Below are 13,017 nucleotides of genomic sequence, written 5' to 3'. Positions count from 1 at the left end.
GACGCATCCTCTGTGCAAAGCGGGGTCGCTTGTTCAGAAGGGATTAACGCAGGTAATCGCCCGCGGCTTCGGGCTGGTAGAGCAGCTCAAGCACTTCCAGATGGGCCGATGCGCCGCCCGGGAGTTCCCAGTGGATGGTATCGCCCGTGCGCAGCCCAAGCAGCGCCGCGCCCACGGGGGCCAGCACCGAAAGCTGCGTGCTGCTGTCGGTCATCTGCGCCGGGTAGACCAGCGTGCGGGTCAGTTCTTCCCCGGTCGTCAGGTTGCGGAACTTCACCTGGCTGTTCATGGTGACCACATCATGCGGCATGGTTTCAGGCGTACACATCTGCGCCCGGTCTAGCTCTTCGTTCAGCGCATCCGCTACCGGCAGCGAGGCAAATTTTGGTTTTTCCAACAGGCGGTCAATACGTTCTGCGTCGAGTTCATTGATGATAATCGTAGGTCTGGACATTTTTACTCCATGTCGTTAATGCTGCGTGTAACGCAGAAACCAATCCAAAAGAAAACCCTCGCCGTCTGGCAGCGAGGGTTTAACTTATCTGATGATACTGTCTGAACCCGTAAGTTTGAAGTGATGAACGTCACAATCATGCGCCATATGAATTTTTGGCAATAAACCCGGCCCCCGATTCACGCTGAACGGAAATTTCGTTAGTCTGGGAAGACCGAATCCGGGCAATGCGCTTTGCAGCCCACCGTAGAGAGAGCGATATGTACTTTTACCAACCTTCTCAGGGGCACGGCCTGCCGCACGACCCGCTGAATGCCATTATCGGCCCGCGTCCGATTGGCTGGATCTCATCCAGTGATAAGGCCGGACAGCTGAACCTGGCCCCGTATAGCTTCTTTAACTGCTTTAACTATCGCCCCCCAATCATTGGTTTTTCCAGCAACGGCTGGAAGGACAGCGTGCGGAATATTACCGAAACGGGTGAGTTTGTCTGGAACCTCGCGACGCGCGATCTGGCCGAGGCGATGAATGAAACTTCCGTCACGCTGCCTCATGGTGAGGATGAATTTACCTTTGCCGGCCTGACGCCCGTAGCCAGCCAGCTTGTGGGCGCGCCGCGCGTGGCGGAAAGCCCGGTTAATTTCGAGTGCCGATTATCGCAGTGCATTCAGCTTACCGGCGCGGACGGGACGCCGATTGATACCTGGCTGGTGCTCGGCGAAGTGGTGGGCGTCCACATCGCCGAAAGTCTGCTGGAAGAGGGGATTTACCAAACCGCAAAAGCGCAGCCCATTCTGCGTGCGGGGGGACCGACGGCCTACTACGCCATCAGCGACAGCCATCGGTTCGATCTGGTACGCCCGGATGCCCGCAGGAACAATCAGTAACCGGCTTTATCGATGACGAACTGTTTACCGCAGTTGCCCGGATGCGGCTGCGGAGCAAAGGAGCCGGCAGAGAGCGGCTGGTTTATGGTGCTGGATTTCAGCGAGATCTGCATTTCGGTCAAATAGGCCGGATTGCCATGGCAGGTAAGCTTGAAGGCTTTAACGTTCTGCTTCCCCCAGCTTTTGGCCACGGCGGCATCAAAGTCGCTGCGGCGTACGGTTTTGCCGTAGTTTTCCGCCAGAAATTCCCCTACCGCGCTACTCTTCACTTCCTGGTTCATGCGCACCATGGTGCCGAAGTAGGCGTCGGGATCAAAACCAAAGCAGACGCCGTGTTTTGCGTATTCATAACGTTCAAGGCAGGAGTTGCCGCCCGCGCCGGGCATCACGCTGTTCAGCTTTGCCGCGCCCGAGAGCGATAGCCCGGTTTCTGCTGCGGCACATTTGCGGCTGGCTTTTGCTTCCGGCATGTTCGGCACCGGACGCGTGGCGCAGCCGAAGCGCATCCAGCGGCGTTCATCCACGCCGCGAGCAGCGATCGATTTCGGCAGGCCGGGCCATAAGCCGTGGACGGTCAGAAAATCGGTTTTGTTGTTGCTCTCTTTTTGCAGCCGGCACTCGTCCGGTTCGTCGCGGTTACGTTCGACCATGCTTTGGCAAAATCCGGTTTGCCAGGAAAGCGCCAGAACGTAGCGATCGAAATCGCCGTACTGCGTTGCCTTAAGAGGGTCCGCCTGGAGTGAGAAGACACAGAGTGCAAGCGCTACTGCGCCAGACGGGATAACGATATCCTTCCTGAACATTTGCTTTCCTGATTGGTTGGGCGCGATTAATTTCTGGGGGTTATTAAAGCACAAAAAGCGCCCGCAGGCGCTTTTTGGAAACCAGGAATTTCGCTTAGGCAGCGCCGGGAACCAGCACTTCGGTGGCGATGATGACGATAATCAGACCAACCAGCACCGGCACTGACGTGCGTTTTACCACTTCAAACGGAGAGATTTTTGCCATCCCCGCAACCGCAACCACCACGCCCGATACCGGAGAGATGGTACGACCCAGGTTAGAGGCCTGAAGCATTGGAATGGACAGGTAAGCCGGGTTGATGCCGGAGGTGTGTGCCAGCTTAGGGATCATCTCAACAAAGGCGTAGAAAGGCGCGTTACCGGAGCCGGTGGTCATCGCCGCCAGCATGGTCAGCACCACCAGTACCAGCATCAGGATAATGCTGGCCGAGCCGAACGAGGTGGCGATAGAGATCAGGCTCTGAATAAAGCCGATGGTGCTCAGCCCCTGGGCAAATACCCCTGCGGCAACCAGCAGCATTACCACGCCCGCGAAGGCGTCTGCCATACCGCGGAAGGCAACTTCCAGACCAGTGAACACTTTCTGGGTATTAAAGCCACGGACAAATTCGAGGATGGCCGCCAGCAGCATACAGATCACCAGGATAGTGATGATGTGCAGCTGCGGACCCCATTTTCCGTCAAAAATAAGCACGCCAATAATCGGGGTGAACGGCAGGATAGAATAAAACGCCGGGGCGGTAGTGGTGATTTCGCTGACGTCCATCATTTCATGGCTGACGTTCTCTTTCTTATCGAGATAGCGCTGCCAGAAGAAGTGCGCCACGCCCATACCGAGAATAGCGGTAATAGAGATCGGCAGCGTGGTTTTGAAGGCGAAGTCAATCAGCGACATTTCCGCCGCTTTTGCGGCCAGCACTACGTCACCGGAAGTAGGGGAGAGGATAATTGCCGCCGGAGAGGCGCAAATAGCCGCCGCTGCGCCACGGCTGATCCCGACGTTAACCATTACCGGGAATAACGTCGCCATCAACAGCACGCCGAGGCCTGTGGCTGAGGAAACGGCTAACGACATCAGGCAGGCCAGGAAATAGGCCGCGACCATCAGCAGGTAGGGGGAGTTAATATATTGCAGCGGCTTAGAGGCCAGCTTCACCACCATATCATTCGCGCCGATATGGGTCATATAGGCGGCAAAACCGCAGAGCATCATGATCATCATGCCCAGATCGCCGCCGCGGCTCATCAGCAGAATTTTTATATATTCCACAATATCGGTGGCGGTATATCCCGTGCTGGCTTCACTGGCGGGTAATACCTGATGACCCATTAGCGCGCTAATGATGAGCAGCGCCAGGCCGCCGACAAATAACACGCCGGTGGCAGAGTATCCTTTAATGATGTAGCGTGCTACACCGACAATGACCACGACTCCAATGAGGAGTTCGAGAAAAGTAAGCATGATTTCCCCTGTATCCTTGCTGCCCGAGAGGACAAATAATCAATAAAAAAGCAGCCTGAAATGTGCCGAATAAATGGCCAGTCCTTGCTGATTAAAATCAAGAAAGCGACGACTAAAGGCAATGATGATGATATTTTTGCTCATCCTGCGTCATTTATCTTATGTCCTTATTGACCAGATGAATAGAGATTATATGTCATTAAATTGATATTTAAGTGTTAATTTTTTGGGTGTGGCGTGCTGTTGTCCCAGCATCTCGCTTCGAAAAGCATTGAAGCCCGCGAACGTGCCCTGGCCGCGGCCCGGCGCTGTACCGTCGCAGCGATGGCGGCAGGAAGATTACCGCACCACGGCTGTGAATGTCGGATATTCCTGCGCAGCATAAATTGTTACATCAGAGTTAAATATGCCCTTTGTATGCGCTTATTCAGTCAGGCAGATTTCCGGTACGCAGACTATTCTCAGCACCGGATTGTTAATTAAGAATACCCCCCATGCCGTTAAGCGTTCATTCAAGTATCCTGTGTTAAGGTTTGCACTGAATACGAAATAGGGTAATGGCACTGTGATTGTACGATTTAAATTCCCCCTTCTTTTATTGTTTATTATTGGGCAGTTATCGTTCGCGTCCGTTGTAAATGCAGAGGGTAATACAGCGGATAAAGGCTGGTTTACGACCTTCACGGATAACGTCGCGCAAACATGGAAGGAACCCGAGCATTACGATCTCTATATTCCGGCCATTACGTGGCACGCCCGTTTTGCCTACGATAAAGAAAAAACAGACCGTTATAACGAGCGTCCCTGGGGGGCTGGCTTCGGTCAGTCTCGCTGGGATGAAAAAGGGAACTGGCATGGCCTGTACCTGATGGCGTTTAAGGACTCCTACAACAAATGGGAGCCCATTGGCGGCTACGGCTGGGAAAAAACCTGGCGTCCGTTATCAGACGACAATTTCCATCTGGGTTTAGGCTATACGGCAGGGGTGACGGCGCGTGATAACTGGAAATACATTCCTGTCCCGGTGCTGTTGCCGCTTGCCTCTATCGGTTATGGCCCGGCGACGTTTCAGATGACCTACATACCGGGTACGTATAACAACGGTAACGTTTACTTTGCCTGGATGCGGTTCCAGTTTTAACTGATTTTGGGTGATGAATCGGTCAAAAAATGCACAGGCATTGAAATGTAAAGGATAAAAATCGGACAGCGAAAATTAACGCGACTTTTGTCACTTTTTATCAAAGATCCGCTGGACAAAACGCCTCACAATTGTTGTACTGATACCCGACACAGCATTTGTGTCGTTTTTTAATGTAAAGGTAATTTTGATGTCTAAGATTAAAGGTAACGTTAAGTGGTTTAATGAGTCCAAAGGATTCGGTTTCATTACTCCTGAAGATGGCAGCAAAGACGTGTTCGTACACTTCTCTGCAATCCAGTCTAATGGTTTCAAAACTCTGGCTGAAGGTCAGCGCGTAGAGTTCGAAATCACTAACGGTGCCAAAGGCCCTTCTGCTGCTAACGTAATCGCTCTGTAATTCAGACGCGTCAGCAAGAATTTCAAAACCCGCTCAATGAGCGGGTTTTTTTCGTTCTGAATCAACCCATAAGATAGATCTTCAGAAAGCTGGCGACGATCGCAACGCTTAGCAGTACCATGCCCGCGCTCAACAGATTCTCTTTCATGCTTTCACCCTCAGTCAGTATTGCGCCAAGAGTGACAGAGAAAAGTTAAGCCAACATTAAGGGTGCCACGCTTACTGTCCGCTGGCGGAGGAAAATAACCAGAATGCGATCGCGGTCATCGCAAACGAGCCAAGCATGTTAACGGCGATATTCGTCAGCGCCCAGCCCATCCGTCCTTCCTGAAACAGAAATACTACTTCCGCAGAGAAGGTCGAAAACGTCGTTAAGCCACCACAGAAACCGGTCGTGATCAGCACCTTCCACATCGGGTCGATATGAGTCATGCGATTGAACCACGCCAGCCCCATGCCAATAATAAATGCGCCAAGCAGATTTGCTGCCAGTGTGCCCATCGGAATGGCCTGATGCAGAGGGTTAAACCGCATGCTTAAGAGCCACCGCGCAACGCTACCCGTGCCCCCACCAATAAAAACGGCTATAAGTAGTTGTAACACTGTCATTACCTGCTGTTTGCTGTGTGAATGCGTCGAGTGTAACGCTGTTTTTAACCGGGAGACAATTATGTATGTAGCAGTAGGGCAGTTCGCGGTGACGCCGGACTGGAATGAAAATGCGCGCAAATGCGTCTCCCTGATGGACCAGGCAACGCAAAAAGGGGCGGCGCTGCTGGTGCTTCCGGAAGCGTTACTGGCGCGTGATGATAGCGATCCGGACCTGTCGGTCAAATCTGCGCAAATGCTGGAAGGGGCGTTTTTGAAACGACTTCTGGCCGAAAGCGCTGGCAACGCGCTCACCACCATTTTGACTATTCATGTTCCCTCCACGCCGGGACGTGCGGTGAACACGCTGGTGGCGATTCGTGAAGGTGCGATTGTCGCGAGTTACGCCAAGCTACATCTGTATGATGCGTTCAGCATCCAGGAGTCGCGGCTGGTCGATCCGGGGAGTATTATTCCGCCGCTGATTGAGGTGGACGGTTTTAAGGTTGGCCTGATGACCTGCTACGATATCCGTTTTCCCGAGCTGGCGCTGAATCTGGCATTGCAGGGGGCAGAGGTGCTGGTGCTGCCTGCCGCGTGGGTCAGAGGCCCGCTTAAGGAGCATCACTGGGCCACGCTGCTGACCGCACGCGCGCTGGATACCACCTGTTATGTGGTTGCCGCAGGGGAATGTGGTAACAGGAATATCGGGCAGAGCAGGGTTGTCGATCCGCTGGGAGTGACCGTTGCGGCGGCGGCGGAGTCGCCTGCGCTACTGCTGACGGAGATAACATCAGACCGAATCGCCCTTGCGCGTCAGCAATTACCTGTTCTGCGTAACCGCAGATTTGCGCCACCGCAATTAATATGATGTTTTTTTCAACAATGCTTGATTCACCTTGTTACAGATTGCTATTGTGTGCGCGCGCCTGATGACCGTTAATACGTTCAGGTTTCTTTGGCGCTGAATGCAGCCTGTTTCATGTAAAGAAGGTATTTATGGGTGAGATTAGTATTACCAAACTGCTGGTGGTTGCCGCACTGGTCGTCCTGCTGTTCGGTACCAAGAAGTTACGCACGCTGGGTGGAGACCTGGGTGCTGCCATTAAGGGCTTTAAGAAAGCAATGAACGATGACGACGCGGCAGCAAAGAAAAGTGCCGAAGATGACATCACCGCACAGAAGCTTTCGCACAAAGAGTAATGGCAATGCTGCAAGGCTTGCATAAAAAAACCGGCTCACGAGGCCGGTTTTTTGTTTTACTGTAAGCAAATTTTACAGGTTTATTTAACTTCTTCGCCTTTCGCCTGCATATCGGCGTGATAAGAGGAGCGAACAAACGGGCCGCAGGCCGCGTGGGTAAAGCCCATCGCCATCGCTTCGGCTTTCATTTCATCGAACTCATCCGGGCTCACATAACGCTGTACGGGCAGGTGATGACGGCTTGGCTGTAGGTACTGGCCCAGCGTCAGCATCGTCACGCCATGGCGGCGCAGATCGCGCATCACTTCAATGATTTCAGCGTTGGTTTCACCCAGACCCACCATCAGGCCAGACTTGGTAGGAATATGCGGATGGGCTTCTTTAAAGCGCTCCAGCAGTTTCAGAGACCAGTTGTAATCTGCACCTGGACGTACCTGACGGTAGATACGCGGCACGTTCTCCAGGTTGTGGTTGAACACGTCTGGAGGCGTCGCGGTCAGAATATCGAGCGCGCGGTCCATTCGGCCACGGAAGTCCGGCACCAGCGTCTCAATCTTAATGTTCGGGCTTTTTTCGCGGATGGCGGTAATGCAGTCTGCAAAATGCTGAGCACCGCCATCGCGCAGATCGTCACGGTCAACGGAGGTGATAACAACATAACGCAGCGCCATATCGGCAATGGTCTGCGCCAGTTTTTGCGGTTCGTTAGCGTCAGGCGCAACAGGACGGCCATGGGCAACGTCACAGAACGGGCAGCGGCGGGTGCAGATGGCACCCAGAATCATAAACGTCGCGGTACCGTGATTGAAACATTCAGCAAGGTTAGGGCAGGAGGCCTCTTCACAGACAGAGTGGAGGCCATTTTTGCGCATCGCCGCTTTGATCCCCTGGATACGCGAAGAGTCAGCCGGAAGTTTAATTTTCATCCATTCCGGTTTTCTTAACAGCGCTTCGCGCTCTGTAGCCACGTTTTTAACCGGGATAAGGGCCATTTTATCGGCATCGCGGTATTTAACACCGCGTTCCATCACAATGGGTTTACTCATAGCGTGCGTGTTCCAGTTGCGAATATCGAAGGAAAGCGTTTCAATTCAAGGGAATGTTGTAATTATCAACTATTTTTGAACGAACGACAGGCAGTATATCATTTATAGGGGCGTGAAAGCAGCCTGCCAGGTCGCCAATTTGTAAAATAGTTGTTGTTTTGTGCCTTTTGCCCCGCATGCGGCAGGGTCTTGTGCTGAAAGGCAGGATCAGAAAGCCTGACGGATCACGTTAATGACGTTTTCCAGGACCGGATCGCGCAGGCTTAGTTTGTTGTAATGCAGTGAGATTTCAACAGATTCCGTAGCGAGCTGGCTCAGCGGAATGCTCTCCAGCGGCCAGCACTTTTGCAGCAGAGTGAAGAGACGCACGGGCATGATACAGAGCAAATCGCTGCTGCCAAGCAGGGCCGCAAGGGTAAACATATTGTAACTGCTGAAGCTGATCAGACGGTCCGGGAACAGTTCGTTAATACGCTGTCGCAGCGGATCCTGTCCCTGTCCTTCGGCCATAAACGTGGCATGTTCGTATTGACGCAGATTTTCTGGCGTCAATGGTGCGCTCAACGCAGGGTGAGCCTGACGACAAACGAGCGCCAGCGAGTCGGAATAAAGAACGTTATGCCCTAATGCTCTGGCCGCGAAGGTATTGCTGTCGATGATCAGATCCGTCTGGAATTGCGCCAGCTGTGTTTCCGGATCGTTTACGGGCACGTTGCGGATCAGCAGCTGCGGCGCATGCTGTTTCACAGCCTGATAAATAGCCGGCATGACCAGAACGCCCACCGAGGGCGAGGTGCCTATGGTAATGGTTCTTTGCTTATCGTAACTGCCGGTGAGATCCAGCGCGCCCAGAATCGACTCCAGGCCCTGACTGATGTACTCATGCAGATGGGTGGCGTATGCGGTTGGGGTTACGCCCTGGCCTTTACGAATAAATAACGGATCGGGAAATATCGCGCGCAATTTTTGAATGGACTGGCTAATAGCAGAGGGCGTGAGATTAAGAATTTTCGCAGCATTAACGATACCTTTGTGGACATATACCGCCTCAAAAATAGTCAGTAAATTGAGATCAATATTACGTAAAGTCCGAAAAATTTGCGGCTTATCTTCGCCGCCGGTTTCATTCAGGCGTTTGGCTGGTAAATTAGTAGGCTCCACGCTCTTACTCCGTATCCATTCACAATATGAATGATAGTTGAATTTATTTATTATGCTTGCAGAGATCAGTAAAGTCTTTCGTAAGTTTCCATTGTTTATCGAAAACAAGCAGTTGGGTGATTGTCACGCACGTTACACGATACCCGGTAATGGTTCTATTAAGGTTCTAATTAATATGGGTCGCTAATATATGGGCGACTCGAAAATATAGAATATGCGGTTTATTGTAAAGCGTAAATGCGTTTATTAAGACGTGGCTCGTCAAATAATCGAGCCACTGACGGATGGGTGTTAAGCAGTAATATATTCGTAAGCGGGATTGTTAAGCAGCGCTAAAAAGTTCTTCAGAAGCACGGGGCGGATATTGTCAGGCGTGGCTGTATCAACCCACTGGCGCATTTGCGTCATTTCCATACCGGCATACCCACACGGGTTGATGCGCTGGAAGGGGGTCAGATCCATATTGATATTCAACGCCAGCCCATGGAACGAGCAGCCTTTACGAATACGCAGCCCCAGCGAACAGATCTTCATCTCTCCAACATAGACGCCCGGCGCATCGGCGCGAGGATGAGCGTCAATATCATACTCAGCCAGCGTGTTCACCACGGTCTGTTCCAGTAGGGTAACCAGCTCGCGCACGCCCAGCTTTCTGCGTTTCAGGTTAAGCAAGACATACATCACCTGCTGGCCAGGGCCGTGGTACGTCACCTGTCCACCGCGATCGCTCTGGATCACCGGGATATCGCCTGTCATTAATAAATGTTCGGCTTTTCCTGCCTGGCCTTGAGTGAACACCGGCAGGTGTTCAACCAGCCAGATTTCGTCAGGCGTGGTGTCATCGCGCGTATCGGTAAAGTCATGCATAGCCTGAGAAACAGGCTCGTAAGGCTGTAGCCCAAGATGGCGGACAAGAATTTTATCCTGGTACAAAAGGATGTCTCCGAAGACAAGGGAGAATAGGTAACGGGGAGTATATCACAGCGGGGAAGGGGGTTACCCGGCAAACCGGGCAACCGCAGAGGGACTACAGTACCATACGAACAATTTCGATATTGCCGAGCTCTTCGTACAGCGTCTCTACCTGCTCAATGTGTGTTGCAGTAATGGTGATTGAGACCGAGTGGTAGTTACCTTTGCTGCTCGGTTTGACTGATGGAGAGTAGTCGCCCGGCGCATGGCGCTGTACCACTTCAACCACCTGATCAACCAGCTCAGGTTTCGCCAGACCCATTACTTTGTAAGTAAAAGGGGTAGGGAATTCAAGCAGTTCGTTAAGTTTGGTTTTCATGTCAGCTCCGGCGTGTGTATAAAAAATAATAACTCCCGCCACGGGGCGGGAGTTATACTGATACGTAGTATATGGGGATCAAAATCACACTTTCAAGTGTTCAATTTTTAACCAAACCAGTGATGGAACATCAGCTTAATGTAATCAATGATTTTGCCGAAGAAATTGCCTTCAGGAATTTCTTCCAGCACCACCAGTGGGCGCTGATCGATGGTTTTGCCATCCAGCTGGAAGTTGATGGTACCCACAACCTGATTCTTTTGCAGCGGGGCGTGCAGTTCGGTGGTGTTCAGCACGTAGCTGGCTTTCAGATCTTTCATGCGACCGCGTGGGATTGTCAGATAGAGATCTTTGTCCACGCCCAGGGAAGCACGGTCGTTATCGCCAAACCAGACGGGCTCAGAAGCAAATTCTTTACCGGCCTTCAGCGGGTTCACGGTTTCGAAGAAGCGGAAGCCCCAGGTCAGCAGTTTTTTGCTTTCTGTTTCGCGTCCTTTAAACGTGCGGCCCCCCATCACGGCGGAGATCAGACGCATCTGGCCTTCAGTAGCGGAAGCCACCAGGTTATAGCCGGCTTTGTCGGTGTGGCCGGTTTTGATGCCGTCGACGTTCAGGCTGTTATCCCACAGGAGGCCGTTACGGTTGGTCTGACGAATGCCGTTGAAGGTGAACTCTTTCTCTTTGTAGATAGAGTATTCGTTTGGCACATCGCGGATCAGCGCCTGACCAATCAGCGCCATGTCACGCGCGGAGCTGTACTGGCCTTCCGCATCCAGGCCGTGAACGGTCTGGAAGTGGGTGTTTTTCAGGCCCAGCGCGGAGACGTAGCTGTTCATCAGACCAACAAACGCGTCCTGGCTGCCTGCGGCAAAGTCGGCCATTGCCACGCAGGCGTCGTTACCGGACTGCAAGTTAATGCCGCGAATCAGCTGAGAGACGGGAACCTGCATGCCTGGCTTCAGGAACATCAGCGATGAACCTTTGAACACCGGGTTACCGGTCGCCCACGCGTCGTTACCGATAGTTACCAGGTCGGTTTCTTTGAATTTACCTGCCTTCATCGCCTGGCCGATAACGTAGCTGGTCATCATTTTAGTCAGGCTGGCCGGATCGCGGCGGACATCGGCGTTCTGTTCTGCCAGAACTTTGCCGGAGTTGTAATCAATCAGGATGTAGGATTCCGCGTCGATCTGCGGAACGCCAGGGATCATGGTCTTGATGTTCAGGTCATCAGCGTGAGCGGCGGAGAACGCAGCAGCGCAAAGGGCCGTGGTCAGCGCCATGCGCTGCACAAAACGAGCAGAAAAAGTGGTCTTCATGGTCAGAACTACGACATCCGTGATGGAATTAAAAAAAGTGCCTTACTATAGCAAATGCTATACGGGCAGGCATCCGACTTTCATCATGAGAGTGTTAACGTGGTTTACACAAACTGACATTTCGGATACCACCGATTAATTATTTCGCAACAGCGATAAACGACTGGAGTTGCGCCTCGCTCTGCAAACGCTGTTGCAGGGAGGCGGCCTGTGCTTTGCTGGCAAACGGGCCCATCTGGATACGCCATACCGCACCGTTTTGCTCAACGCGGCCTGGCACGCCAAACTGCTGGCTTAAGCGCTGCTGATACTGCTCTGCACGCGTCCGATCGCTGACGGCGCCAACCTGAACCACGTAGCTGCCGCTCGCCGCCGCAGGCGCAGGCGCAGCAGTCTGCGTCGCAGCCGGCGCAGTTACCGGGGCGGGTTGTGCTGCGGGCGCAGTAACGACAGGCGCTGGAGCAGGTTCATTCGATTCAATCACGCCCGACGCTAAGGTGGTGGGTGCGCCAAGGAAACCACTGCTTTTCACCGGGGCGCCTGTCGCATCTTCACTTTGCAGCGTATCGTTGCTGATGGCGCGCACTTCACCCTGCGGCTGTGCGGGCTCTGCCGGCGTTGACGCGCCCCCCATACCACCGCTCAGGTCCGGGCGAGCGGGCAGGGCGTAGGTTTGCTTCGCCACCGTGGTACAGGCTGTGCCTGGTCCAGACAGCGAACCATCCTGCGCCACGATAATCGGGTCGATACGCACTTTCGTATTATTGGAGGTGTTCAGACGATCGGCCGCCGCGCGCGACAGGGAAATCACGCGATCGTTGCCGTAAGGGCCACGATCGTTGATGCGCACCACGATCATTCGGCCGTTCGCCAGGTTAGTGATGCGCGCATAGCTCGGGATGGGCAGCGTCGGGTGTGCCGCCGTGATCTGCATCGGATCGAAAGTTTCACCTGAGGCGGTCAGGTTGCTGCCTGGCTCAGCATCATAGATGGCAGCAAAGCCCGCCTGGCTGAAGCGGGAAGGATCCTGAACGATTTTATAGCTTTTACCGTCGCGCTGATAATCCTGATTCACGCTGGGGTTCAGCGGTTCATAAACGGGATCGGCACCGCTAATTTCAACAATCGGGCCATTACAGACCGCAGGCTGCGGCGGCGCGACGGTTGCCTGTTGCTGACCATCATCACTTGTACAGGCGGCAAGTAAACTTGCTGCGATACAGATACCCAGCCACTGCTTACGCATTGCGATCCCCTTATTT

The 13,017-nt window shown here is 53.1% G+C and carries 15 protein-coding genes; 5 read left to right on the top strand and 10 right to left on the bottom strand.

What is annotated here, in order from left to right; all coding sequences use genetic code 11:
• Positions 1-43: 43 nt before the first annotated feature.
• Positions 44-454, bottom strand: coding sequence for a nucleoside diphosphate kinase regulator (gene rnk, locus N5C09_RS04555; RefSeq protein ID WP_279748527.1), 411 nt, complete (start codon positions 452-454; stop codon positions 44-46).
• Positions 455-714: 260 nt separating this feature from the next.
• On the opposite strand from rnk, the gene N5C09_RS04550 reads away from it, so the two are divergent.
• Positions 715-1,341 (top strand): flavin reductase family protein, encoded by a 627-nt coding sequence (locus tag N5C09_RS04550; RefSeq protein WP_107534915.1) that lies wholly within the window; start codon positions 715-717, stop codon positions 1,339-1,341.
• Here N5C09_RS04550 and rna read toward each other — a convergent pair.
• Positions 1,335-2,144, bottom strand: coding sequence for a ribonuclease I (rna, locus tag N5C09_RS04545; RefSeq protein WP_131636161.1), 810 nt, complete (start codon positions 2,142-2,144; stop codon positions 1,335-1,337). The genes N5C09_RS04550 and rna overlap by 7 nt on opposite strands.
• A 94-nt stretch (positions 2,145-2,238) precedes the next feature.
• On the bottom strand, positions 2,239-3,606 hold the full coding sequence (gene dcuC / locus N5C09_RS04540) for an anaerobic C4-dicarboxylate transporter DcuC (protein WP_064910849.1): 1,368 nt from the start codon (positions 3,604-3,606) through the stop codon (positions 2,239-2,241).
• A 565-nt stretch (positions 3,607-4,171) separates the two neighbouring features.
• Between dcuC and pagP the strand changes: the two genes are divergently transcribed.
• Both pagP and cspE read left to right on the top strand, forming a co-directional pair.
• Complete coding sequence (pagP, locus tag N5C09_RS04535) at positions 4,172-4,747, top strand: lipid IV(A) palmitoyltransferase PagP (protein ID WP_063449385.1); 576 nt, start codon at positions 4,172-4,174, stop codon at positions 4,745-4,747.
• 190 nt (positions 4,748-4,937) lie between these two features.
• A complete protein-coding gene (gene cspE / locus N5C09_RS04530; RefSeq protein ID WP_002439184.1) occupies positions 4,938-5,147 on the top strand; it encodes a transcription antiterminator/RNA stability regulator CspE in 210 nt (69 codons plus the stop codon).
• Between the two features lie 219 nt (positions 5,148-5,366).
• On the opposite strand, the gene crcB is transcribed toward cspE, so the two are convergent.
• Entirely contained in the window at positions 5,367-5,750 is a 384-nt protein-coding gene (gene crcB, locus N5C09_RS04525) for a fluoride efflux transporter CrcB (protein WP_063449384.1), read from the bottom strand.
• Between the two features lie 67 nt (positions 5,751-5,817).
• Here crcB and N5C09_RS04520 point away from each other — a divergent pair, with 67 nt between their 5' ends.
• Together N5C09_RS04520 and tatE are read left to right on the top strand one after the other, a co-directional pair.
• The gene (locus N5C09_RS04520; RefSeq protein WP_279748526.1) at positions 5,818-6,606 is read left to right on the top strand and encodes a deaminated glutathione amidase; all 789 of its coding nucleotides are present in this window, start codon (positions 5,818-5,820) and stop codon (positions 6,604-6,606) included.
• 128 nt (positions 6,607-6,734) lie between these two features.
• On the top strand, positions 6,735-6,938 hold the full coding sequence (gene tatE / locus N5C09_RS04515) for a twin-arginine translocase subunit TatE (RefSeq protein WP_003858723.1): 204 nt from the start codon (positions 6,735-6,737) through the stop codon (positions 6,936-6,938).
• 80 nt (positions 6,939-7,018) lie between these two features.
• Here the strand turns inward: tatE and lipA are convergent, their stop codons facing one another.
• The 6 genes from lipA to rlpA form a co-directional block, all read right to left on the bottom strand.
• Positions 7,019-7,984, bottom strand: a complete 966-nt coding sequence (gene lipA / locus N5C09_RS04510) for a lipoyl synthase (protein WP_006809637.1) — start codon at positions 7,982-7,984, stop codon at positions 7,019-7,021.
• A 207-nt stretch (positions 7,985-8,191) separates the two neighbouring features.
• On the bottom strand, positions 8,192-9,145 hold the full coding sequence (locus N5C09_RS04505; protein ID WP_107534918.1) for a YbeF family transcriptional regulator: 954 nt from the start codon (positions 9,143-9,145) through the stop codon (positions 8,192-8,194).
• A gap of 291 nt (positions 9,146-9,436) precedes the next feature.
• Positions 9,437-10,078, bottom strand: coding sequence for a lipoyl(octanoyl) transferase LipB (gene lipB / locus N5C09_RS04500; protein WP_063866077.1), 642 nt, complete (start codon positions 10,076-10,078; stop codon positions 9,437-9,439).
• A gap of 94 nt (positions 10,079-10,172) precedes the next feature.
• Entirely contained in the window at positions 10,173-10,436 is a 264-nt protein-coding gene (gene ybeD / locus N5C09_RS04495) for a DUF493 family protein YbeD (RefSeq protein WP_003858718.1), read from the bottom strand.
• A 107-nt stretch (positions 10,437-10,543) separates the two neighbouring features.
• Positions 10,544-11,755 carry a D-alanyl-D-alanine carboxypeptidase DacA gene (gene dacA / locus N5C09_RS04490; protein WP_063866078.1) on the bottom strand — a complete coding sequence of 404 codons (1,212 nt, stop codon included), beginning with the start codon at positions 11,753-11,755 and terminating at the stop codon, positions 10,544-10,546.
• Between the two features lie 139 nt (positions 11,756-11,894).
• The gene (gene rlpA, locus N5C09_RS04485) at positions 11,895-13,001 is read right to left on the bottom strand and encodes an endolytic peptidoglycan transglycosylase RlpA (protein ID WP_279748525.1); all 1,107 of its coding nucleotides are present in this window, start codon (positions 12,999-13,001) and stop codon (positions 11,895-11,897) included.
• Positions 13,002-13,017: the final 16 nt, after the last annotated feature.

The organism is Enterobacter sp. GD03975, assembly GCF_029838645.1.
In the GTDB taxonomy this organism is placed as follows: domain Bacteria; phylum Pseudomonadota; class Gammaproteobacteria; order Enterobacterales; family Enterobacteriaceae; genus Enterobacter; species Enterobacter quasihormaechei.
Note: the sequence above shows the minus strand (reverse complement) of the source record. Positions and strands in the feature narration are given on the sequence as shown.